We start from the raw sequence: 22,358 nt of genomic DNA on the forward strand, positions 1-22,358 counted from the left end.
CGCCCGGGCAGGCGGCGCGACGCGCGCCTGCCCCGGCCCACGCCGCGGGACGGCCCGGCGCCGGGCCCGGGGCGCGCTCCCGGGCACCCGCACTGCCGGCGGACGCCGGCAGGACCTCTCTCCACCGGCCGCCGCGCGCACATCGATTTGGTGAGGACGACGTACATGAGAACCTGTGATCCGCCGGCCGTGAGCCGCGCGCTCCGCGCCGACCGAGCCCTCGTCCGCCGGCCGCGCGTCGGCCGGCTCCGCCGCGGCGGGGGCACCCGGTGACCCTCGCGGCGAGCGCGGCCGAGACCGGGCTCGACGTCGTGCCCGCCGCCGTCGCCGTCATCGGCACCGGGGCGATCGGCCAGGACCTGATCAGCAAGATCCACCGCTCCCGGGCGCTGGACTGCCGGCTGGTGGCCGGGCGTAACCCGGACTCGGCGGGCCTGCGGCACGCCGAGCGGTTCGGCTATCCGGCCACGGCCGCCGGAATCGACGCCGTCGTGGCGGCGGGGGACGCCCTCGACGTCGTCTTCGACGCCACCAACGCCGCCTCGCACCTGCGGCACTGGCGGCTGCTGGAGCCCCTGGGCGCGCTGGTGGTCGACCTGACGCCCAGCCGGGTGGGGCAGATGGTGGTGCCGACCGTGACCGGGGTGGCGGCGGCCACCGGGCGCAACATCAACCTGATCAGCTGCGGCGGCCAGGCCTCCGTCCCGGTCGTGCACGCCCTCGCGACCCGCTTCGCGGTGTCGTACGTCGAGGTCGTCTCGACGGTGGCCAGCGAGGTGGCGGGCCGGGCCACGAGGCTCAACCTCGACGAGTACGTGGCGACCACCGAGCACGCCGTCAGGACGTTCTCCGAGGTGCCCGACGTCAAGGCGATCCTCAACATCAGCCCCGCGGTGCCACCGGCGACCTTCCGCACGGCGGTGCACGCGCGGATTCCCGGCGCCGACGTCGCCGCCGTGCGGGCCGTGGTCGACGGCGTGGCCGAGCGGGTGCGCTCCTTCGCCCCCGGTTACGCGGTAACCGCCTGCACCGTGGTCGACGACCGGGTGACGGTCGCCGTGCAGGTGACCGCCCACAGCGACGTCCTGCCCGGCTACGCCGGCAACCTCGACATCATCAACTCGGCCGCCATCATGGTCGCCGAGCAGCACGCGGCCCGGCTGGGCCGGACCGCCCGGACGGAGGCGGGCCGATGAGGAACGTCGTGATCCACGACCCGACGCTGCGTGACGGCCAGCACGCCGTCCGCCACCAGCTCGGCGCCACCGCCCTGCGCCGCTACGCCGAGGCGGCGGACGCGGCGCGCATCCCGGTCGTGGAGGTCGGCCACGGCAACGGCCTGGGCGCCTCCTCCATGCAGGTCGGGCAGGCCGCGGTGAGCGACGACGAGATGCTGTCGACGGTCCGCGAGGCGCTGCGGCACAGCCGGATGGGTGTCTTCATGCTGCCCGGCTGGGGCACCTCCGCCGACCTGCGGCGGGCGATCGCCCACGGCGCCGACGTCGTACGCATCGGCGTGCACGCCACCGAGACGTCGCTCGCCGAGCGCCACCTGGGTGTCCTGCGCGAGGCCGGCGCCGAGGCGCACTGCGTACTCATGATGAGTCACATGGCGTCCCCGGCGGAGCTGGCGGAGCACGCCGTGCGGGCCGTCGGGTACGGCGCGCGGGCGGTCGGCATCATGGACTCCGCGGGCCACTTCCTGCCCCCGGACGTCACCGCACGGATCGCGGCGATGGCCGCGGCGGTGGACGTCCCGGTGATCTTCCACGGCCACGACAACCTCGGCATGGCCGTCGCCAACTCCGTGGCGGCCGCGCAGGCCGGCGCCACGATCATCGACGGCTGCGCGCGCGGCTTCGGCGCCGGGGCGGGCAACACCCAGCTCGAGGTGCTCGTGCCGGTGCTGGAGCGCAGCGGGTTCGCCACCGGCATCGACCTGTACGCGCTGCTCGACGCCGCCGACCTCGCCGAACGCGAACTCATGCCCGCGCCGCCGGTGACCGCCTCGATGTCCATCGTGAGCGGCCTCGCGGGGGTGTTCTCGGGCTTCAAGCACCGGGTGGTCGAGCTCTCCGCCCGCGCCGGCGTCGACGCGCGCGACGTGTTCTTCGAGCTCGGCAGGCGGCAGGCGATCGCCGGCCAGGAGGACCTGATCGTGGACGTGGTGGCGGAGCTGGGCGCCCGCAGGGCCACCGCGTGACCGGCGCGCACCGCGCCCTTGAGCAGTGAGGGAAGGCGACATGGCAGTTTCGGACGCGGTATCCGGGCCGGGCGGCTCGGCGGGGGTCCCGGTGGCCCGGATGACCTTCGACGAGTTCACGGCCGTCGGCCCCGGCGGCCTCTTCAAGGCCGACGTGCCGGTGGTGATCACGCTGCCGGAGAGCGTGCGGGGGCTCGGCCGGGAGGGCGTGGCGTCCCGGCTGGCCGACATGACCGTCACCCTGTTCACCGAGCCGGGCGACAAGAACCACCCGGGACGCTGGGAGACCCGCGACATCCGGCTGCGCGAGTTCTTCGCCGACGAGCGCCACCTGACCACCCCGGGCACCTGGCACCGGGTGGTGTCGAACATCCGCAACAGCCCGGCCGACGTGAACGCCGTCATCGGCTTCGACGCGGAGAGGTTCTTCGGCTACGGCAACACGTTGTACGCGGCGAACCTCTGGATCAGCCACCGCGGGGTGTTCACCAAGAACCACTTCGACGAGTTCGAGAACTTCAACATCGCGCTGGAGGGCCGCAAGCGGTTCATCATCGCCCCACCCGGTTCCCGGGAGTACTACCCGAGGTCGGTGCTGCGCGGCTTCGGCGACAAGTCCCAGGTCTTCGACCTCGACAACGTGGACCTGACGCGCTATCCGAGGGTGGCGCCGAAGCTCGCCCAACGCCGCGACTTCGTCCTCGAACCCGGCCACATGCTCTACCTGCCGCTCGGCTGGTGGCATCAGGCCGAGTCGCTGGACGAGATGAACATCAACGTCAACTTCTGGCTGAAGTCGAAGAAGATCCTCCGCAGGCCGCACGCGCTCGGCGTCGCGCTCTACACGTACGCCTACCGGAGGGTCAAGGGTGTCTACAGCTACAAGCCCACCGAGGTGAACTCCTGATGAGCGAGCGCAAGACCATCACCCCCACCCACCGGTACCGCAACAACGACAAGCTCATCGGCGTGGGGAACACCTTCTGGAACATGTCCGAGGAGCACGGGGTGGCCGGCATCGTCGGCGACCTCTCCGACGGCGTGTTCCGGATGGCCGACGGGCACGAGTTCGTCAACTTCACCGTCTGCTCCTACCTGGACCTGGACACCCACCCGAAGGTCATCGACGGCGCGGTCGCCGCGCTGCGCCGCTTCGGGGTGCTGGACCACTGCATCCCGCGTACCCGGGTGCAGACGTCGGTGCTGCTGGAGCTGGAGGAGTCGCTGGGCGAGCTGTTCGGCGCGACGGTGATCAGCGCGATCTCCACGGCGGCGGCCAGCACCGGCCTGCTGCCGCTGATCGCCTCGGGACACCTCGGCAACGGCACCCGGCCGCTGATGGTCTTCGACAAGAACGCCCACGTGTCGATGGCCAACGCCAAGGCGAGCTGCGCCGACGAGACCGAGGTCGTCACCTGCCGCCGCCACGACCTCGACTACCTGACAGACATGTGCCGCACCTACGAGCGGGTCTGCTACGTGGTGGACGGCTCGGACAGCCTCGGCGGCTACGCGCCCGTCGAGGAACTGGCCGAGTTGCAGGAGAAGTACAACCTCCTGGTCTTCTACGACGACTCGCACTCGCTGTCGGCGTACGGCGAGCGCGGCGTCGGCTACGTCCGCTCGAACTGCCCTGTGCTGGACGACCGGACCATCACCGTCGCGACGCTGAGCAAGGGCTTCGGGGCGGGCGGCACGGCGATCCTGCTCGACGGCTTCCCGCAGCAGACGCGGCGGATCATCGAACGCTTCGCCGGGCCGCTGGGCTACTCGCAGAAGATGAACGCCGCCGCCGTGGGTGCCGCCCTGGCCTCGGCGGAGATCCACCGCACCGAGGAGCTCACCCGGTTGCAGGAGCGGCTGCGGGCCAACATCGCGCTCTTCGACTCGCTGCTCGCCACCGAGCATTCCGGCAGCTCGTACCCGATCCGGGTGGTGCCGATGAGCGACGAGACGGTCGTCGACGCGGCCCAGCGGGTCTTCGCGGCCGGCTACTACACCTCGCCGGTGTTCTTCCCGATCGTCGCCCGCGGCACCGCCGGCCTGCGGGTGATGCTGCGCGCGGGCCAGACCGAGGAGCAGATCACCCGGCTCTGCTCGGTGCTCGTCGAGGCGGGCGCCCGCCCGGCCGCCGCCCGGCCCGAGCCGGTGGCCCGGTGACCGGCGCCGTGCGGGCCGTCCCGCGCAGCATCCTCTACACCCCGGCGTTGTCGCTGGACCGGGTCGTCAAGGCCTGGTCGTACGACGCGGACGTCCACCTGATCGACCTGGAGGACTCCGTGCCGGCGGCCGAGAAGCCCGCCGCGCGCACCGTGTGCCGGGCCGCGCTGGAGAAGGCGCCGCGGCCCGGGAACGTGGCGGTCCGCGTCAACGAGCTGGGCAGCGTCGCGGCGGTGCAGGACCTGCTGATGCTCACCGAGTCCCCGGTACGGCCGGGAATCGTGATGATGACGATGGTGACGTCGGCGGCCGAGGTGGCGCTGCTGCGGCGGATCCTGGCCTCGGCGGGCGCCCACCCGGAGATCTACGTGACGGTCGAGACGGTGGAGGCCGTGACGGCCATCGACGCCATCGCGGCGGCCAGCGACGGGCTGGTCCTCGGCTCGGCCGACCTGGCCGCCACGCTAGGTGTCGAGATCACCTGGGAGGCCATGCTCGCCGCCCGGCAGGCGATGGCGCTGGCCTGCGCCCGGTACGGCACCGCCTGCGTGGACACCGCCAACTTCCGGCTCGCCGAGCCGGCCGTGCTGGCGCGGGAGACCGCCCGGGTGCGGGCGCTAGGCTTCCACGGCAAGGCGACGGTGCACCCGGGCGAGCTCGACGAGATCAACCGCGTGCTGCGCCCCCACGCCGACGACCTGCGGCTGGCGCGCCGGGTGGCGGAGGCCGTCCGGGCCGCCAACGGCGGGATCGCGGTGCTGGACGGGAACATGGTCGGCCCGCCGTTCGCCCGGATGGCCGGCGCCACGGTTGCGCGCGAGGACGCCTGGGCCGCCCGCTTCGGCGGCGCCGCGTGACCGGCCCGGTGACGGTCGGCGCCGCGCAGATGGCGGGCACCGCAGCGATGGTGCGGGTGATCGACACGCTGGGGGAGATGTTCGCCGACCTGGCCGCCGGCCGGACCACCTCCCCGGCACGGACCGTCATCGAGCACGGCCCCCAGCGGGTCCTGCTGGTCAGCCCCGCCGTCTGGGAGCGGCGCGGGGTGGGCAGCGTCAAGATCACCACGCTCACCCCGGACAACCCCGGGCGCGGGCTGCCGCTGATCCACGGGATCGTCGCGCTCACGGACCTCGCCACCGGGCAGATCACGGCCCTGCTGGACGGCGCCGAGCTGACCGCCGTACGCACCGGCGCCGTCGCCGCCCTGGCGACCCGCTGGTGCGCCGCCGCCGACGCCGAGGACCTGGCCGTCATCGGCGCGGGGGTGCAGGCGCGGGCCCTGGTGCGCGCGGTGGCCGCGGTGCGGCCGATCCGCACGGTGCGGGTGTTCTCGCGCACCCGGAGCAGGGCCGAGGGGTTCGCCGAGTGGGTCTCCGACGCCGTGCCGCACCCGGTGCGCGCGAGCGTCTGCGACAGCGCGAAGGCCGCCGTCGCCGACGCGGCGGTGATCTGCACGGCGACGTCGACCAGCGACGACACGCCCCTGGTCGAGGCCGACTGGGTGGCGCGCGGGGCGCACGTCAACGTGATCGGCGGGACGCACCCCGACGCGATCGAGGTCGATCCCGCCCTGCTGGGCGACGCGCTTGCCGTCGTCGAGGACCGGTCGGCGGCGCGCGAGGGCGCGGGCGAGGTGCGCGCCGCCCTGGCGGCCGGCACGATCGGCCTGGACGACCTGTGCGAGCTCGGCGCGCTGGTCACCGGCGAGGTCCGTGCCGGCGGGCGGACGTCGGTGCTGCGTACGGTCGGCATGGCCATCGAGGACACCGCCGCCGCGGTGGCGCTGTACGAGCGGGCGGTGCCCGGGTAGCGTCAGGCGCCCTCGCGGCAGCGGACCATGAAGGACCGCTCGAAGACGATGACCGTCTCCCCGGTGGACTTCGTGCCCGTCGTCTCCACGGTGACGATGCCCTGCCCGGGCCGGGAGCGGCTCAGCCGCTTGTCGAGGATCCGGCTGGTGGCGTAGAGCGTGTCCCCGACGAAGACCGGCTCCCGCAGGCGCACCCGGTCCCAGCCCAGGTTCGCCACCGCCCGCGCCGACAGCGCCTGCACCGTCATGCCGCCGACCAGGCAGAGGGTGATCCCGCTGTTGACGAGCACCCGGCCGTACTCGCTGCCCCGGCCGTAGTGCTCGTCGAAGTGCAGCGGGTGCTGGTTCATGGTGAGCAGGGTCAGCCAGGTGTTGTCGGTCTCGGAGATGGTGCGGCCCGGCCAGTGCCGGATCACCATGCCGGGCTCGAAGTCCTCGTAGTCGCCGCCGTGCTCCTCGCGGTACTCGTTGCCCTGCACGTGGCGCAGTGTCATCGACGACGCTCCCGGGTCGGGTGTGGACACGACGGTCGGGTCCACGTCGGACCCCGATGTTAGTCTATGTCGATCACCGTCCGGACGTACCGGCCTGCGGCGGGCAGGCTCCCGCGGGCGGGTCGACGTGCAGCCTCCAGGGAGCGTCAGATGACCGCGCGCGAGGGTGTCGGCACCGTGGGGCCGACGGGGCATCCGTGGTTCGGCAGTCACCACCTGCCGCCGGCCGCGCCGGCGGAGACGATCCGCCAGATGCTCCGCCACGAGTTGCGGGACACGGGCTGGCCCTACCAGCGGCTGCTGCCCGCGGCGCCGATGGCCATCCCGCGCGCGTCGTACGCCGAGGTCTTCCGGGTGGCGGCCGCCCTGGTCGACCTGCTGCGCCGCACCGCCCTCGAAACGGCCCCCACCACCCGGGGCCGGCTGGCGGCCTACCGCATGCCGCAGAGCGAGGACCAGCTGTTCCTGGGCGACCCGTTCGTCGAGGAGCGTTACCCGGACTGCGTCGTGCGGCCGGACGTCGTCATCGGGCCGGGCGGGCCGCGGTTCCTGGAGTTCAACGTCAGCGGCGCCCTCGGCGGCGTGGTGGAGACGCACTGCCGCCTGGAGGTGTGGCGCAAGCTGCACGCCGACGCCGAGGGTAGGACCCCGTTCAGCTCCCCGGACCCGTTCGCCGTGCGCGCCGAGATGTACCGGTCGCTCTGCGCCGAGCTGGCGCTGGCGCCGCGGGTGGCCATCGTCGGCAGCGCCCGGGTGCACGGCGTGCGGAGCCGCTACTTCCAGCTGGAGGCCGCCTACCTCAACAACCACGGCCTGACCGCGCGGTTCTTCGAGCCGGAGGAGCTGCCGGAGGCGTGGGACTGCCCACCCCACCTGCGCTACCCGGTCGGGCTGCGTAACTTCACCATCCCGGACTGGCTCGACGCCGGCCTCGACACCAGCTACGTGCAGGCCGCGCTGGACAACGGCTGCCTGCTCGTCGGCACTCAGACGTCGACGTTCATGCACAGCAAGCTGACCATGGGGCTGCTGTCGGAGGGGCGGCCGTGGATGAGCGCCGCCGACCGGAGCCTCGTCGACAGGTACGTGCCGTGGACGCGGATCCTCTCGGACCGCCGGACCGAACGCGAGGGCCGGGAGGTCGAGCTGGTCCCGTTCGTGCTGGCGAACCGGGACCTGCTGGTACTCAAGGCGGGCCTCGGCGAGAGCGGCAAGCAGGTGGTCATCGGCGCCGAGGCCGACCAGGCGACGTGGGAGTCCGCCGTCGCCGAGGCCGTCGCCGAGGGCACCAGCGTGGTGCAGGACTTCGTGGCCCCGCGGACGTGCCGGACCAGCGTGGTCGCCGACGGCGCCGACGAGCCCCACGAGGTCGAGGTGGCCCCGGTGATCGGGCCGCTGCTGTTCGGCGGCCGCCCGGCGGGCCTCTTCTGCCGGTACTACGGCGACGGCTCGGCCGGGATCGTCAGCGCCCGGGGCCGCGACAGCAGCTCCGACAACTGCATGGTGGCGGTCTGACCCGAAGGGCGCGCCGTCGGTTCGTGGCGTCGCCGGGATGCCGGGTGCGCGCCCTCGCGGGCGGCGTCGGGTCGACGGCGTTCACCCCGCCAGGCGGTCGACGACCTCGGCGGCGGTGACCACCTCGCCGAGCTGCCCCAACGTCCCCAGGCTCGCCCGGTGCGCCTCGTCGGTCGCGGCGGCGCACGCGTCGGAGACGACCACCGGCCGGTAGCCGTGGTTGACCGCCTCGAACACGGTGCCGGTGACGGAGAGGTCGGTGGCGACCCCGGTGAACAGGAGGGTCTCCACGCCCCGGCGGCGCAGCACCGTGTCGAGTTCGGTGCCGAAGAAACCGGTGAGGCGGACGTGGGTGACGACGACGTCGCCGACCTGCGGCGTGAGTTCGTCGACGATCCGGGCCTTCGGCGCGCCCTCCAGGAAGGCCTGCCGTTCCCGGACCATGGCGAAGCTGGGCGTGTTGGGGATGAGGTCGGGGTATCCGGGCCGGTAAGCGACCCGCGAGTAGACGACGAGGCCGCCGCCGGCCCGCACGGCCGCGGCGACCCGGGCCGCGTACGAGGCGACGTTGTGCCGGGAGACCTGCTCGGCGAAGAACGGGCCGAACACCCCGTCGGGGCTGACGACCTCGTGCTGCCAGTGCACGCCGACGACGGCGGTCCGCGCCGGGTCGAGTTCTCGCATCGTCCCTCCCGTCATGGGGCGGAGAGCTGCTGGGGCGCCGGCTGGTGGCCCCGTCCGCCCGCGCCGGCCGGCCCTCTGCCGTACGCGTCGAGGTGCCCCCACCGCCCGGGAATGTCGAGCAGGGCCACGAAGTCGAGACTAGCGGGCAGAGTGGGCCTGACCACGAGGTCTTCGCCAACCGGGTTGAGCCCGAGCATCGTGCGCAACAGCAGCAGGGTGGCGCCCGCGGACCACGCCTGCGGGCTGCACGCGGTGGGATAGTTGACCGGGTACTTGGTCTCGGCCCGACTGTAACCGGCGAACGCCTCGGGCAGCCGGCCGTCGTAGAAGACGGCCGCGTCCAGGATCCCGGCGGCGATCCGGGCCGCCTCGTCGGCGTACCCGTAGCGGCGCAGGCCCCAGGCGATGAACGAGTTGTCGAACGGCCAGATCGTCCCCACGTGGTACCCGATCGGGTTATAGCGGCCGGCGCCCTCGGCCAGCGTGCGTACCCCCCAGCCGCTGAAGAGCGCGGGCGACATCAGGTGCCGCACCAGGGCGGCCGCCTTCGACTCGTCGACGATGCCGCTCCACAGCAGGTGGCCGATGTTCGACGACAGGGCGTCGACCTGGCGGCCGTCGCCGTCGAGCGCGAGGGCCATGTACTCCCCGTCGGAGACCCAGAAGTCGCGGTTGAAGCGCCGCTTGAGCTCGGCTGCCTCCCGTTCCAGCCGGTTGGCGTACGCCGGGTCGTGCCAGACCGCCCGGGCGAGCCGGGCGGTGCGCATCTTCGCGTCGTACGCGTACCCCTGTAGTTCGCAGGTCGCCCTGGGGAAGCCGGGCAGCCGCCCGTCCTGGTACGAGATGCCGTCCCAGGAGTCCTTCCAGCACTGGTTCTCCAGGCCGTTGCGGGTGTTGCGGCGCTGGTAGGAGATGTAGCCGCTACCGGTCAGGTCGGCGTAGTGGTCGATCCAGTCGATCGCCGCCCGCGCCTCCTGCTCGACCGAGCGGACGAGCCCGACGTCGCCGGTCCAGCGCTCGTACTCGTCGAGCAGCACCAGGAACAGGGGAGTGGCGTCGGAGCTGCCGAAGTAGGGGGTGTGTGGCGTCTCCTCGAACACGCTCATCTCCCCGTACCGCATCTCGTGCAGGATCCGGCCGGGCTCCTCCTCCCGGAAGTCGTCCACGCGGCTGCCCTGGCGCAGCGCGAGCACCTGGAGCGTGGTGGCGGCGAGGTCCGGCGCGAACGGCAGCGCCTGGAGGCTGGTGAAGATGCTGTCCCGGCCGAACAGGCTCATGAACCAGGGCAGGCCGGCGGCCGGCACACTCCGGTCCTCGGCGAGGAAGGGGCTGAACCGCAGCGCGGCCAGGTCGATGAGGCTGCGCCGGTACGCGCCGCGCAGGGGCTCGAATCCGGTCTCCAGCCGGGGTGCCTCCGCCAGCCGGTCCCGGAGCCGGCGCTCCTTGTCCCGGGGACGCCCGGCCCGCCCCGGGATCGTGAGCCGCTCCAACCCTCTCGGCATCGGGAGGTCCGGTTCGGCGGTCAGTCTGGTCCGCCAGCTGCCGTACGGCTCCAGGTGGACCGCGAGCGTCAGCCCGTCGTCGTCCGGCTCCACCGGCGTCGTCGCCGACACGATCGTCTCCCGCCGGTACCGTTCCCGCTCGTAGCCGATGACGAGACGCCCGGCCTCGACGCGCCGGTAGTGCCGGCCCTTCTTCCGGGCCGTCGCGTCCTTGACCTCGAAGACGTCCGCGAAGTCGGCGTCCACCTCGACCCGGACGGTCAGGTCGACGGGCCGCCCGTCGTGGTTGACGATGCTCAGGTCCTCGTGCAGGCCGGAGTCGAGCGTGTGCACCCGACGCACCGAGAGCGTGCTGTTGACGTAGACGTCCTGGCGGCCGGGGACGAGGTAGAAGCGGTTCTCGAAGTAGTGGATGTCGTCGATGGCGAGGGTGCTCAACCGCTCCCCGTCGATCGTCAGGACCCACTTCGACAGCAGGCGCGTGTCGTGGGCGAAAAGGCCGAGCGGGGTGTCGGGTGACGGGACGATGTCGCCGGCCCGGTCACAGACCATGAAGGTCGTGCCGTCCAGGATGCCCACCTGGCCGTCAGCCACGGCCGCGTCCCCGGCGTCGCGTCCCCTCGGACGTGGGCGGCGGCGGGAACAGCTTGCGGAGCGTCGCGAAGAGTCGGGGGCTGCCCGCCACGGCCGCCTCGCCGCGCAGCACCGTGGTCAGGAAGTACGCCTCGCCGCTGGCGATCCGGTCGAACACCGCCCGGTCCGCCTCGACGACCGCGTCCCCGCCGGTCGCCTCCTCGGTGACCCTGATGTCGCCCCTGTCGATGGCGACCAGCCAGTGCTCGGTCCGGCCGTCGCGGCTGATGTCGAAGCGCACGCTGCCCTCGTCGATCGCCCTCAGCCGCCGGTCGTGCCCCCGGCGCGCCAGGCCGTGGAAGAACTCCTGGGTGGCATCCGCCATCGCGACCCCTCCTCACCGGCCACCATTCCCCCGAATCGCCGTTCCCGCCTCACCCGGATGAGGTGAACTTCGCCGCCTCGACCGCCCGCACCGGTCGTCGCGGCGCCGGCCCGGCGCGACCGCCCCCGCCGCGGCGACGCCGGTCGGCCCTCGCGGACACCGACCCGGCCGCCCGGCGCCGCCACTAGCCTGGAAGCCGATGGACCCCATCCAGGCGACGCTGCTCGTCGCCGCCGGTGTCGCCACGGGTGCCTTCAACGCGGTCGCGGGCGGCGGTTCCCTGATCGCGTTCTCGGCGCTGGTCGCCGTCGGCGTACCGCCGCTCACGGCCAAGGTGACCAGCACCGTCGCCGTCCTTCCCGGCAACGTGGCGAGCGTCGCGGGAGGTTACCGGGACCTGCCGCACCGCGGGGACGTCCGGCGTGTCCTGCCCGCGGCGGTCGGCGGCGGCGTCGTCGGGTCCGTGCTGCTGCTGGTGACGCCCAGCCACGTCTTCGACGTGATCGTGCCGTTCCTGGTCCTCGCCGCAGCGGCCGTCCTCGGTCTGCAGGACCGGCTGGACGGGCTGGTCCGGCGCTCCGCCCTGCGGCGCGGGCGGGCACACCCGGCGGCCCTGCAGGTCGCCGTCGCCCTGGGCGGCGTCTACGGCGGCTACATCGGCGCCGGCTTCGGCATCGTCCTGGTCGCCAGCCTGGCTCTCCTGCAACGCGAGCCGCTCACCCGGACGGTCGCGCTGAAGAACCTGCTGTCGGCCGTCATCTCGTTCACGGCGGTGGTGCTCTTCGTTCTCTTCGGCACGGTCAACTGGGTGGGCGTGGCGGTCCTGGCCCCGGCGACCGTCGTCGGCGGTTATGTCGGGGCACGGCTGCTCCGCAGGCTTCCCGGCGGGCTGCTCAGGGCGGTGGTCGTCGCGTTCGGGGTGGCCTTCGGCCTGGTCCTGCTGTGGCGCGTCGTCCGGTAGGTCCAGCCCGGTCCGCTCGTGTCAGCGGCCCCGCCGTGTCGTGGCGGGTCAGCCGGTCAGGCGACGACGCCAACCCGACGCGGTCGAAGAACCGAGGCAGTACAGCAGGACCGCGCCCAACCCGATCGCCACCGCGCCGGCGCCGACCAGCGGCAGCGGCGACGAGCCGGTCACCGGCAGCGGCGACGTCGACGGCGAGGGCGGCGGCTGCGGGGTGTCCGAGGGGTCCGGCCCGGTCGGGGCCGGCGTCGGCTGGCTGGGGCTCGCGGTCGGGCTCTGCGTCGGCGTACCGGTCGCGGTGCCCGTAGGGGTGGGGGTCGGCGTCCCCGCCGCGCAGTCGAGCAGGGTGGAGAAGGGGAAGTCGTGGATCTCGCCCCCGTCGTGGGCGAGCGTACGGCTGATCACGCTGCCCTCGATGTTGCTGTTGGTGAGGGCGTTGAGGTCCGCGCTCGGGGCGTAGAGGGTGCCCTCGACGGTGGCGCTGTCGTCGGTGAGCGTGAGCGACGTGGCGGTGGGGAGGTTGAACAGGATGTAGCGCGCCTGTTCGCCGCCGATGCCGGCGAAGTTCGGCGCCCGCCAGGTGAAGTTGTCGGCCACGTCGGTGGTGTCCACGTTGACCAGGAGCGGGGTGTCGGCGGTGGGCTGGTCGGCGAAGGTGAGCACCGCGATGTTGGCGAGGTCCGTGGCGCTCAGGTTGAGCACGTTGGTCACCCCGGGCGTCAGGGTGACCACCGCGTTGCTGCCCGGCGGGACGGGGCGGGGCAACGGGGCGCCCTCGGGCGTGCGGAGCAGCACGTTCTGGGTGCAGGTGGCGAGGTCCGCGGAGGTCGCGCGGAAGCCGGCGAACGCGTCGGCGAAATCGATCGGGGAGGCCGGCCCCACACTGCCGACGGGCTGCCGGGTGACCAGCTCCACGCGCGGCGACGCCTCGTAGTCGTCGCTCGGCAGGATCCGTGTGTTCACCTGCGCCCCGTTGTTGTCCACGTCCCGCACGACGGTGCCGGTCAGGTCCCCGACCTTGGCATAGCCGTCGCGCAGGATCTGCAGGCGACTGCCGGGCACGCTGCCGGCAACCTGGATCCGCCCGCCCACCACCAGCGCGGTGGGGTTGGCGTCGCCCGGTACGACGAACGCGCCCGCGTTGACCGTGGCCACCTGGTAGTTGTCGAAGCGCAGGTCGCCGCCGATCGCGACGGTGCCCTCGTTCTCGCTGCCGAGCAGGGTGGCGTCTCCCTCGGTCATCACCAGGAAGCCCTGCGCGGGCGCCACCGGGTTCACCGACTGTCGCGGCCGGGCGCTCGTGCCGCCGGCCATCACCGCCAGGGCGACGAGGAGCGCGCTCGCGGTCAGCGGCGGCAGTACCCGCCGGGTGCGTCGTGCCGTCACGTGCATCGTCCCCGCCATTCCTCGACACCGGTGTCGGACTGGCAACGACCGGGGCCGGGACGGCGGACCTCTTCGCCCCGGAAAAACCACCGATCGGGTGATCAACGGATCCGGGGCGGGCGGCGGGTGCCGGCCCCGCCGCACCGCTGACGCGGCCCCGCCGCCGGGGGCGTCGGCTCCGAAGTCCACCCGACGGCGGGGCTCACGGCGGTCGGTCAGCGCGCGGAGACCTGGCGGGCGAGCGCCGCGCCGGACTCGAAGGCGGCCAGGACGGAGATGGGCGTGCCGCCGGCGGCCGGCAGCTGGTAGCGCCCGCGGCGGTGCTGCCGTACCCGAAGGCGGTGGTGCTGTCGCGCTTCGCCGACGACGCGGCGCTGCTCGGCGCGGTCATCCTCGCCCGCGAGGCGGTCCCGACGCCCGGATGGCCGGCGGACCGGCGGGTGGCGCTCTCGTAGCTCGGCCGGTGGGAGCGCCGCTGCTCGCCGGCGGCCGCCAGTTCTTCAAGCTCGACCGGGGCGACGACGCGTTGGCCTGGCCCTCGGCGAGGGCGTCGACCGGGGGAAGGTGGGCCGGCCGCTCACCGAGAGCTACTGCCTGCTCGCCCCGAAGGAAGTTGGTGGCCCGCGTCTCGGGCCCGGCCGGGCACGCCTGATCAGGGCCACCGCACCGGCCGTCACCGGTGCCCGGGGCCGCGCCGCCGGCCGGGGGAGGTGGTCCCTACGCCGCCGACGCGGTCCGCGCAGCCGACCGGCCGTGGTGCGGCAGCCCGGCGGCGTACGTGTTCTGCCGGCCGTGCCCGACGGCGGGCGCCGCCGGCCGCCCCGGCTCCGCCCGCGCCAGGTGCAGCGCCCGCTGGGCGTTGTTCCAGGCATGGCAGGGCCAGGGCTGACCCGCGCAGAGCAGGTTGTGGCAGCCGCCGTCCCCGTCGGGTTCGTGGGCGTCGGCCACGTCCAGGGCGAGCTTCCACAGCAACGGGTCGGTCACCTCGTCGGGACGGTCGGCCAGGCGATCGGACCGGTCGATGGTGGCGTCGGACACGAGTTGGTTCCCCCCTTGAGCGCAGGTGCGATCTTCACCTTCTCCAGTTTCCACGCGGGCGAAACCCATGACCTCTTCCAATGTGCGCAGCGTGGCAGCGGGCGACGACCAGGTCGGGTCGAGCCGCGGGGGTGTTCCCCGGCGCGCACCGGCGACCGGACCAGCCCGGGACCGCCGAGCGGCGGCGAAGCGGGTGAGGGGAGCAGGGCCGGTCGTCACCCGGAGCCGTGCGGGCCTCGTCGCGGGCGGTTCCGGCGCAACCGCAGCGCCGCGACCGCGGCGACCGTCAACAGGACCGCGAGGGCGGGCCCACCTGCGACGACCGTGAGCCCCGCTCCGATGTTGGCGCCGATTCCTCCGGCGGTGAGCACCCGCCAGGCGAGGCCGAGCAGCACGCCCGCCGCGACGAGCGGCACCAGCACCCACCACCACCGGGGGTCGAGACGGCGGCGTGAGGTGGCCCGGAGCAACCCGGCGAGCGCGAGGACGACGCCGACGCACGCCAGGGCGCCGACGATACGGTCCCCCGTCGCACCGAGGTTGACCGGCCGGATCGCGTAGTCCAGGTCGACGCCCTCGGCGGCCAGTCGCCGGGCCTCGTCGCCGGTCAGGTCGCCGATGAGCCACCAGGCGGCCACGGGTGTGCACAGAACCAGGACGAGCGTGTTGATCGGAGCCGCCACTCGGTGCCGCGTCGTCATGCCTGTTGCCTTCCCCCGGTGATCTTGTCCGCGTTGCTCGGGTAAGTATGTGGGGTGCTCCCCGGGCGGGGAATGAGCACGCCTACTCAGTGCTCGTCCACCGGCTGCTCGCGGGTCGACGGGATGGGACGCGGACATCGGCGCCGGCGTCCGGCGACGTCACGGCGGTTCAGTCCGGCAGCAGCGGCATCTCCAGGCCGGGGGCCCGGCCGAGCAGCACGGCCCGGGTGAGCGCCGCCGACCCGAACCGGTCGCGCACCGCGTCCACCGCCGCGTCCAGTTCCGCCCCCGGATCGCGGTCGAACGGCAGCGGCGGCTGCACGGGCGAGTCGTCCAGGTTGCCGACCGAGACGCCGACCAGGGTCACGCCCCGCCGCTCGATCTCCGGCAGCGAGGCCCGCAGCAGCGACCGCGCCGCACCGAGCAGCGGGGCAGTGTCCGCGGTCGCCTTGGCCACCGTGTGGGAACGGGTCGCGCGGGTGTAGTCGCCGAAGCGCAGCCGCAGCGTCACCGTCCGGCCGGCCCGGGTCGCCGCCCGCATCCGCCGGGTCACCCGGTCGACCAGTCCGGCGAGGACCGCCTCCAGCTCGGCGGGGGAGTGCCCGACGGCGGCCAGGGCCTGCTGCGCGCCCATCGACCCGCGCCGGCGGCCGACCTGCACCGGCCGGGGGTCGCGGTTGTGCGCGAGGGCGTGCAGGTGCCGACCGGCGCCCGCGCCGAGCAGCGAGACCAGCGTCGCCTCGCCGAGGCGGGCGACCTGCCCGACGGTACGCACGCCCCGCTCGCGCAGCTTCGCCGAGGTGACCGGCCCGACTCCCCAGAGCCGCTCCACGGGCAGCGGGTGCAGGAACGCCAGCTCCCCGTCCGGCGGCACGACCAGCAGGCCGTCCGGCTTGGCGACGCCGCTGGCCACCTTGGCGAGGAACTTCGTGCGCGCCACGCCCACGGTGATCGGCAGGCCCACCCGCCCGCGTACCTCCCGGCGCAGCCGGGCGGCGATCTCGTCGGGCGGCCCCACCAGCCGCCGCAGGCCGCCCACGTCGAGGAACGCCTCGTCGATGGAGAGCCCCTCGACGAGCGGGGTGGTCCGCCGGAAGACCTCGAACACGGCGCGGCTCGCCGCCGTGTAGGCCGCCATCCTCGGCGGCACGACGATCGCCTCGGGGCAGAGCCGTCGGGCCTGCCGGCCGCCCATCGCGCTGCGTACGCCCCGGGCCTTCGCCTCGTAGCTGCACGCGAGGACCACGCCGCCGCCGACGATCACCGGCCGGCCGCGCAGGCGCGGGTCGTCGCGCTGCTCGACCGACGCGTAGAACGCGTCCAGGTCGGCGTGCAGGATGTTGGCCTCGCGCGACACGAACACATGTTCGCATGGAGGCCCTCGTCAGCGGTACTGACCTGCCCGAACGCCGCCGGACGAGCATCCCCGGACGTGCCGGGTCCGCGCGATCGGCTGGCCGGCGACCCGGCCCCGGGTGCACACCACGTGCCCGACCACCGACCCGCAGCACGGGACCACGACAGGGGGGCACCGCACCCGGAGCGCGCCATTGTCGGCGTCGTCAGCCCAACCCGGGCCGCCGGTGCGGTGCCACCTCCGCGCGTGCTCGGCGAGCGCCCTGTCCGCCGACCCGGCGCCGGGGCCGACCGGACCGGCGGCGGCTCAGGACATCGCGGTCGCCGAGGGCGGGGCCGTGCCACCCCGCGGGGCCTCCGCCGTCATCAGCTCGGCGATCCGCGCCCGGTCGGCGGCGGACGGCAGGCCCCACTCGGGGCGGTAGCCGTACACCTCGTGCAGCGGGTGTGAGGCGGTACGGCCGTCGAGGATCTCGATCGCGTCGGTGTCGATCAGGCCGGGGTGCTCGACGCCGCACGCCTCGGCCACCTTGACCAGGTCGCGGCGCAGCGTCCGCACGTAGTTGGCCGCGCGCACCGACTTCGAGGCCGGGTCGACGCCCCGGGCGAGCCACTGGTTCTGGGTGGCGACGCCGGTCGGGCAGGTGTCGGTGTGGCACTTCTGCGCCTGGATGCAGCCGATCGCCAGCATCGCCTCCCGGCCGACGTTGACCATGTCGCAGCCGAGCGCGAAGGCCACCACCGCGTTGTCGGGCAGGCCGAGCTTGCCGCCCCCGACGAAGACCACCTGCTCGTGCAGGTCGCGCTCGGCGAAGACCTTGTAGACCCGGGCGAAGCCCTGCTGGAACGGCAGCGACACCGAGTCGGTGAAGATCAGCGGAGCGGCGCCCGTGCCGCCCTCGCCGCCGTCGACGGTGACGAAGTCCACCCCGCGCCCGGTGTCGCGCATCAGGGTGGTCAGCTCCTCCCAGAAGCCCAGGTCGCCGACCGCGGACTTGATGCCGACCGGCAGGCCGGTCTCGGCGGCGAGCAGCTCCACCCAGTCGAGCAGGCTGTCGCAGTCGGAGAACTCGGCGTGCCGGGACGGGCTGACGCAGTCGCGCCCCTGCGGGATGCCGCGGGTCGCGGCGATCTCCGCGGAAACCTTGGCCGCCGGCAGCAGGCCCCCGAGGCTGGGCTTCGCGCCCTGGCTGAGCTTGATCTCCAGCGCCCGTACCGGCGCGGCGGCGACCAGCTCCTTGAGCCGCTCCAGGCTGAAGCGGCCCTGTTCGTCGCGGCAGCCGAAGTACGCGGTGCCGATCTGGAACACCAGTTCACCGCCCTTGCGGTGGTACGGGGAGAGCCCGCCCTCGCCGGTGTTCTGCAGGCAGCCGGCCAGGGCCGCGCCCCGGTTGAGCGCCTCCACGGCGTTGCCGGAGAGCGACCCGAAGCTCATCGCCGAGATGTTCACCACCGACTCCGGCCGGAACGCGCGGGCGCGACCCCGGGCGGCGCCGAGCACCTTCGCGCACGGCAGCCGCACGTCGTGCCCGGCACCCGGCGTCGACGGCGGGACGGCCCGGCCGAACGTGCGGTGCTTGATGATCGGGTATCCCGGGGTGAACTCGATGTCGTTGTCGGTGCCGAAGCCGAAGTAGTTGTTCTGCTGCTTCGCCGAGGCGTACACCCAGCGCCGCTGGTCGCGGGTGAACGGCCGTTCCTCGTTGTTGCCCGCGACGATGTACTGACGCAGCTCGGGCCCGATCGACTCCAGCAGGTACCGGGCCCGGCCGAGTACCGGGAAGGTGCGCAGCAGGGCGTGGTCGCGCTGGATCAGGTCACGCGCGGCGAGGGCCGCGACGGCGGCGACGGCGGCGGCGGGTACGGCTCGGCTTGCCCATCTCATGCCCGCCACTCTTTCCGCGATGGTCGTGCGCCAAACGGGGGACGGGGGAGCCGGGCCGGATCAGGGCGGCGTGGGGAGGCGGCGGACCACCAGCATGGCGATGTCGTCGGTGGGCTGCTCGGCGCCGACGGCCCGCATGACGGTGTCGCAGACCTCCTCGGCCGGTGCGGGCCGGACCGCCTCGGCGAGTTTCGCGAGGCCGACGTCGATGACCTCGCGGCGGCGCTCGACGAGGCCGTCGGTGAAGCAGACGAGCACCGCGCCCGGCGGGAGGCCCACCTCCGTGTGCTGCCGCCGCGGTGGCCGGCGGCTCGTGCCGAGCGGGGGATCGACCCTGACCGGCACGGGTGTGCCCGGCAGGCCCGGCACGGCGAGGACGGGAGGCAGGTGCCCGGCGGTGGAGAGCCGGACGCGGGTCCGGTCTGGGGAGACCATGGCGTAGAGCGCGGTGGTGAGGATCCCGGCCTCGAAGTGGCCGATCTTCCGGTCGAGAAGCGTCAGCGCCTCCGCCGGGCCGTCGCAGACCAGCGCGTAGGCACGCAGCGCGCTGCGGACCCGGCCCATGATCACGGCAGACTGGAGCCCATGGCCCGACACGTCGCCGATGACCAGGCCGAGCCAGCCGGAGGGCAGGGTGAACACGTCGTACCAGTCGCCGCCGATGCCGGCGACGTGCCCGGGCACGTACCGGGCGGCCATGTCCAGGCCCGGCACGTCGGGTAGCTGGGCGGGGAGCAGGCTGCGTTGCAGGGCGAGCGCGGCGGTGTGGTCGAGGTTGTGGGCCCGGGCGAGGTTGGCCTGGCTGGCCCGGTCGGCCACCAGTTCCAGCAGCCGGACGTCGTCGGCGTCGAAGCGGCGGGGGCGCAGCGTGCCGACGTGCAGCACGCCGATCAGCTCGCCCCGGACCAGCATCGGCACGCCGAGCAGCGACCGGAGCCCCATCGCCAGCAGGATCGGGTTGACCACGGCGCCGGCGGTGACCTCCTCGATGACAACCGGCTGTCGGGTCAGGGCGATCCGGCCGGCGAAGCCGCGGCCGACGGAGACGCGGAAGCCCTGCCGCACCTCCTCCTCCAGCCCTCGGGCCGCGGTGGCGACGAGCTGCTGCGCGTGCGTGTCCAGCAGGAGGATGGCCGCAGTGTCGACGTCGAGCAGGTCCCGGACGCGGTCGAGGAGTTCGTCGAAGAGGTCGGCCGCGTCGAGGCGGGACAGCGTCGCGTCGGTCACCGCCTCGATGCGGCGCAACCGCTCGTCGTCCTGGATCTGCCCTCGGTCGGCCACGTGAGGATCCTAGTCCCACGGGCCGGGCCGGCCACGCCGCGTTCCGCCGGCCCGCCGGCCCGTCGGGCGCCCGGCGGGCCGGCGGCGGTGGTCAGTGGCGCAACGACCGGCGTACGACGCCGCCCACCAGCGCGCACCACGTGTCCAGGTCGAGCTTGCCGTGTGCGGGCAGGTGGTGCAGCCGCTGGACGTCCTTGACGGCCGTTCTGGTCGCGTGGTCGTACTCGCCGGTGACGGTGACGCCGGCGTGTCCCCGGAAGTTCAGCAGGAACTGCACGGCGCTCACCGGGAGGCCGGTGGCGTCCTTGCCCAGCTCCGGCACCAGGGTCTCCCAGGTGGGCGCGGTGAGGGTGGCGTCGACGTCGACCGGGATGCCGTTGCGGTGTTGCCAGTCCTGCACCGCGGCGACGGTGGCGGCGTCGAAGACGCTGTTGACCGGCACGGGGTAGCCCCGGTGGGCGAGCAGGTACTGCACCACCCGGACGCTGGGCGAGCCGACGAAGCGCCACAGGTCCGGCCAGCGGCGGGCCGGCACGTCGGCCAGGTCGGTGCCGAGTGCCTCGAAGACGCGGCGGCGCAGGGCGGGGAACTGCCCGTAGAAGGCGGCGCCGGGGCAGAGCGTGGTACGGAAGTCCCAGTGGCCGAAGATGTCGTGGGCGTGCAGCCCGTACCGCCGGCAGATGGTCGCGCAGAGCGTGACCAGGGAGTCCAGCAGGGCCTCCGGCGGCGTCTCGGTGACGTACGTGCCCTCGTTCTCGATGCCGATGGCCCGGCCGTTCTCGCCCGGGCAGTGCGCCGAGATCATTTGCCGGTCGCCGGCCCGCAGCCGCTCCAGGCTGCCCCGGCGTCCCTCCATGACGTACCCGCCGCGGCTGATCGTGAAGTGCTGGCCGGTGTCGGACCACCCGTTGCCGTCCATGTGCAGGTCCTGGCAGTCGCGGGCCAGCTTGACCGCCTGTGCCTCGGAGTGGTCGGTGACGTTCGGGAACGCCATGTGGTGCACGATGATCTTGTTGGTGGGGATGGCGCTGACCGCCAGCGGGTCCCTCGGCGGGCGCGCGCCCCACTCGTCGCAGCTGTAGATCCAGTCCAGGTCGGCGCCGGGGTCCGCCCGCGCGGCGAGCGGGAGGGTGAGCTGGCTGCCGACCACCGCGACCGTGGCGGCGCCGAGGCCGGCCCGGAGCAGGGTCCGGCGGTCCAGTGCGGAACTCTCGACGTGCACGGCATCTCCTCTGCGGCGGGCGGGGCGGGGCAGGGCGGGCCTCTGAAAAGGAACTCCAGGCGTCGCGTGTGCTGTGGAGGATATTGCCAAGACTCGCCGGCGCGCCAGCCTTCCGCGCCTGGCAGGATGGCGGGATGCGGCAGGGAGCGGCGACATCACGGTGGTCGTGGACTGGGAGGCGGCCCATCTCGGCGACCCGCTCGGAGAACTGTCACGGGCGTCCTGGGGCGCCGAGCGGAAGGACCCGCGCTCGTTCGACGTCCTCGTCGAAGGGTGCGGAGCCGACCCGGCCATGGTCCGGGCCTGGTCACCGATCCACGCCGCCGAACTCTGGCTGTGGTTCGCCGAGGCCGGGCCGCCCGGGTACCTCGAACAGCTCACCGCGGAACTGCGGAGCCTGCCGCCGCGTGGGAACGGGACCTACGGCACCGGACGGGTCGGTTCACCGACCGGCTCGGCGCTAGAGCACCTGGGAGAGGAACCGGCGTAGCCGGGGGTGCTCGGCCCGCTCGAAGATCGCGGCCGGCTCGCCGGCCTCCAGCACCACGCCGCGGTCCATGAAGGCGACGGTGTCGGCGACCTCGCGGGCGAAGCCCATCTCGTGGGTGACCACCACCATCGTCATGCCGCCGGCCGAGAGTTCGGCCATCAGCCCCAGCACCCCCTTGACCAGCTCCGGATCCAGGGCGGAGGTCGCCTCGTCGAAGAGCATCACCTGCGGGCGCAACGCCAGCGCGCGGGCGATCGCGACCCGCTGCTGCTGCCCGCCGGAGAGGTGCGCCGGGCGGGCGTCGGCCTTGGCCGCCAGCCCCACCAGCTCCAGGTGCTCGCGGGCGACGGCCACCGCCTCGTCCTCGCCGAGCCCGCGGACGCGACGCAGCGCGAGGGTGACGTTGCGCAGCACGCTCATGTGCGGAAAGAGGTTGAACTGCTGGAAGACCATGCCGATCCGCTGCCGCAGGGCGTCCGGGTCGTCGCCGAGCACGCTGCGCCCGTCGAGCAGCACGTCGCCGCGGTCGGGCTCGATCAGCCGGTTGATCGTGCGCAGCAGGGTGGACTTGCCCGACCCGGACGGCCCGATCACGCAGGCCGTCGCCCCGCGCGCCACGTCCAGGTCCACCCCGCGCAGCACCCGGTGCGCCCCGAAGGCCAGGTGCACGTCGCGGACGCGCAGGCTCACCGGTGCCGTCGTGTCGATG

The 22,358-nt window shown here is 73.7% G+C and carries 22 protein-coding genes; 10 read left to right on the top strand and 12 right to left on the bottom strand.

The genetic code is table 11. The features are described from left to right. Positions 1 to 269: 269 nt before the first annotated feature. The 6 genes from V6V16_RS24640 (at position 270) to V6V16_RS24665 (ending at position 6,176) form a co-directional block, all read left to right on the top strand. On the top strand, positions 270 to 1,196 hold the full coding sequence (locus tag V6V16_RS24640; RefSeq protein WP_334565706.1) for an acetaldehyde dehydrogenase (acetylating): 927 nt from the start codon (positions 270 to 272) through the stop codon (positions 1,194 to 1,196). Continuing rightward, the gene (dmpG, locus tag V6V16_RS24645; protein ID WP_334565708.1) at positions 1,193 to 2,203 is read left to right on the top strand and encodes a 4-hydroxy-2-oxovalerate aldolase; all 1,011 of its coding nucleotides are present in this window, start codon (positions 1,193 to 1,195) and stop codon (positions 2,201 to 2,203) included. Before V6V16_RS24640 ends, dmpG begins: the two co-directional genes overlap by 4 nt. Before the next feature lie 100 nt (positions 2,204 to 2,303). Next, positions 2,304 to 3,110, top strand: a complete 807-nt coding sequence (locus V6V16_RS24650; RefSeq protein WP_334565748.1) for a cupin-like domain-containing protein — start codon at positions 2,304 to 2,306, stop codon at positions 3,108 to 3,110. Next, entirely contained in the window at positions 3,110 to 4,363 is a 1,254-nt protein-coding gene (locus tag V6V16_RS24655; protein WP_334565710.1) for an 8-amino-7-oxononanoate synthase family protein, read from the top strand. Before V6V16_RS24650 ends, V6V16_RS24655 begins: the two co-directional genes overlap by 1 nt. Next, a complete protein-coding gene (locus V6V16_RS24660) occupies positions 4,360 to 5,220 on the top strand; it encodes an HpcH/HpaI aldolase/citrate lyase family protein (RefSeq protein ID WP_334565712.1) in 861 nt (286 codons plus the stop codon). Before V6V16_RS24655 ends, V6V16_RS24660 begins: the two co-directional genes overlap by 4 nt. A 29-nt stretch (positions 5,221 to 5,249) precedes the next feature. Further along, a complete protein-coding gene (locus V6V16_RS24665; RefSeq protein ID WP_334565713.1) occupies positions 5,250 to 6,176 on the top strand; it encodes an ornithine cyclodeaminase family protein in 927 nt (308 codons plus the stop codon). Positions 6,177 to 6,178: 2 nt separating this feature from the next. On the opposite strand, the gene V6V16_RS24670 is transcribed toward V6V16_RS24665, so the two are convergent. Continuing rightward, positions 6,179 to 6,670 (bottom strand): MaoC family dehydratase, encoded by a 492-nt coding sequence (locus V6V16_RS24670; protein ID WP_334565714.1) that lies wholly within the window; start codon positions 6,668 to 6,670, stop codon positions 6,179 to 6,181. A gap of 150 nt (positions 6,671 to 6,820) precedes the next feature. Here V6V16_RS24670 and V6V16_RS24675 point away from each other — a divergent pair, with 150 nt between their 5' ends. Then, positions 6,821 to 8,185: a hypothetical protein gene (locus V6V16_RS24675; protein ID WP_334565715.1), complete on the top strand. Its 1,365-nt coding sequence runs from the start codon at positions 6,821 to 6,823 to the stop codon at positions 8,183 to 8,185. A gap of 81 nt (positions 8,186 to 8,266) precedes the next feature. Here V6V16_RS24675 and V6V16_RS24680 read toward each other — a convergent pair whose 3' ends face one another. From V6V16_RS24680 to V6V16_RS24690, 3 genes are read right to left on the bottom strand one after another with little or no spacing between them, the layout of a single operon-like run. Next, a complete protein-coding gene (locus V6V16_RS24680) occupies positions 8,267 to 8,869 on the bottom strand; it encodes a cysteine hydrolase (RefSeq protein ID WP_334565716.1) in 603 nt (200 codons plus the stop codon). Between the two features lie 11 nt (positions 8,870 to 8,880). Next, on the bottom strand, positions 8,881 to 10,965 hold the full coding sequence (locus V6V16_RS24685) for an amylo-alpha-1,6-glucosidase (protein ID WP_334565717.1): 2,085 nt from the start codon (positions 10,963 to 10,965) through the stop codon (positions 8,881 to 8,883). Then, complete coding sequence (locus V6V16_RS24690; protein ID WP_334565719.1) at positions 10,958 to 11,329, bottom strand: sterol-binding protein; 372 nt, start codon at positions 11,327 to 11,329, stop codon at positions 10,958 to 10,960. The genes V6V16_RS24685 and V6V16_RS24690 overlap by 8 nt, the downstream gene beginning before the upstream one ends. 199 nt (positions 11,330 to 11,528) lie before the next feature. Here V6V16_RS24690 and V6V16_RS24695 point away from each other — a divergent pair, with 199 nt between their 5' ends. Further along, a complete protein-coding gene (locus tag V6V16_RS24695) occupies positions 11,529 to 12,290 on the top strand; it encodes a sulfite exporter TauE/SafE family protein (protein WP_334565721.1) in 762 nt (253 codons plus the stop codon). A gap of 48 nt (positions 12,291 to 12,338) precedes the next feature. On the opposite strand, the gene V6V16_RS24700 is transcribed toward V6V16_RS24695, so the two are convergent. Continuing rightward, the gene (locus tag V6V16_RS24700; RefSeq protein ID WP_442934150.1) at positions 12,339 to 13,682 is read right to left on the bottom strand and encodes a collagen-binding domain-containing protein; all 1,344 of its coding nucleotides are present in this window, start codon (positions 13,680 to 13,682) and stop codon (positions 12,339 to 12,341) included. Positions 13,683 to 13,996: 314 nt separating this feature from the next. On the opposite strand from V6V16_RS24700, the gene V6V16_RS24705 reads away from it, so the two are divergent. After that, on the top strand, positions 13,997 to 14,131 hold the full coding sequence (locus V6V16_RS24705; protein ID WP_334565724.1) for a hypothetical protein: 135 nt from the start codon (positions 13,997 to 13,999) through the stop codon (positions 14,129 to 14,131). 262 nt (positions 14,132 to 14,393) lie between these two features. On the opposite strand, the gene V6V16_RS24710 is transcribed toward V6V16_RS24705, so the two are convergent. The 6 genes from V6V16_RS24710 to V6V16_RS24735 all read right to left on the bottom strand — a co-directional run bounded on the left by V6V16_RS24710 (position 14,394) and on the right by V6V16_RS24735 (position 21,159). After that, on the bottom strand, positions 14,394 to 14,714 hold the full coding sequence (locus V6V16_RS24710; RefSeq protein WP_334565726.1) for a hypothetical protein: 321 nt from the start codon (positions 14,712 to 14,714) through the stop codon (positions 14,394 to 14,396). A gap of 215 nt (positions 14,715 to 14,929) precedes the next feature. Beyond that, positions 14,930 to 15,415, bottom strand: a complete 486-nt coding sequence (locus tag V6V16_RS24715) for a hypothetical protein (RefSeq protein ID WP_334565728.1) — start codon at positions 15,413 to 15,415, stop codon at positions 14,930 to 14,932. 169 nt (positions 15,416 to 15,584) lie between these two features. Continuing rightward, on the bottom strand, positions 15,585 to 16,772 hold the full coding sequence (gene dinB / locus V6V16_RS24720; RefSeq protein WP_334565731.1) for a DNA polymerase IV: 1,188 nt from the start codon (positions 16,770 to 16,772) through the stop codon (positions 15,585 to 15,587). Positions 16,773 to 17,078: 306 nt separating this feature from the next. Then, positions 17,079 to 18,656: an FMN-binding glutamate synthase family protein gene (locus V6V16_RS24725; RefSeq protein WP_334565732.1), complete on the bottom strand. Its 1,578-nt coding sequence runs from the start codon at positions 18,654 to 18,656 to the stop codon at positions 17,079 to 17,081. Positions 18,657 to 18,716: 60 nt separating this feature from the next. Next, entirely contained in the window at positions 18,717 to 19,937 is a 1,221-nt protein-coding gene (locus V6V16_RS24730; RefSeq protein ID WP_334565733.1) for a PP2C family protein-serine/threonine phosphatase, read from the bottom strand. A 91-nt stretch (positions 19,938 to 20,028) separates the two neighbouring features. Beyond that, a complete protein-coding gene (locus tag V6V16_RS24735; protein ID WP_334565735.1) occupies positions 20,029 to 21,159 on the bottom strand; it encodes a peptidoglycan recognition protein family protein in 1,131 nt (376 codons plus the stop codon). 166 nt (positions 21,160 to 21,325) lie between these two features. On the opposite strand from V6V16_RS24735, the gene V6V16_RS24740 reads away from it, so the two are divergent. Beyond that, entirely contained in the window at positions 21,326 to 21,649 is a 324-nt protein-coding gene (locus tag V6V16_RS24740) for a hypothetical protein (RefSeq protein WP_334565736.1), read from the top strand. Here V6V16_RS24740 and V6V16_RS24745 read toward each other — a convergent pair. Further along, entirely contained in the window at positions 21,620 to 22,357 is a 738-nt protein-coding gene (locus V6V16_RS24745; RefSeq protein WP_334565751.1) for an amino acid ABC transporter ATP-binding protein, read from the bottom strand. The two genes, V6V16_RS24740 and V6V16_RS24745, sit on opposite strands and share 30 nt — an antisense overlap. Between the last annotated feature and the right edge of the window lies 1 nt (position 22,358).

The sequence above is a fragment of the Micromonospora sp. CPCC 205561 genome (assembly GCF_036906775.1).
Lineage (GTDB): Bacteria > Actinomycetota > Actinomycetes > Mycobacteriales > Micromonosporaceae > Micromonospora.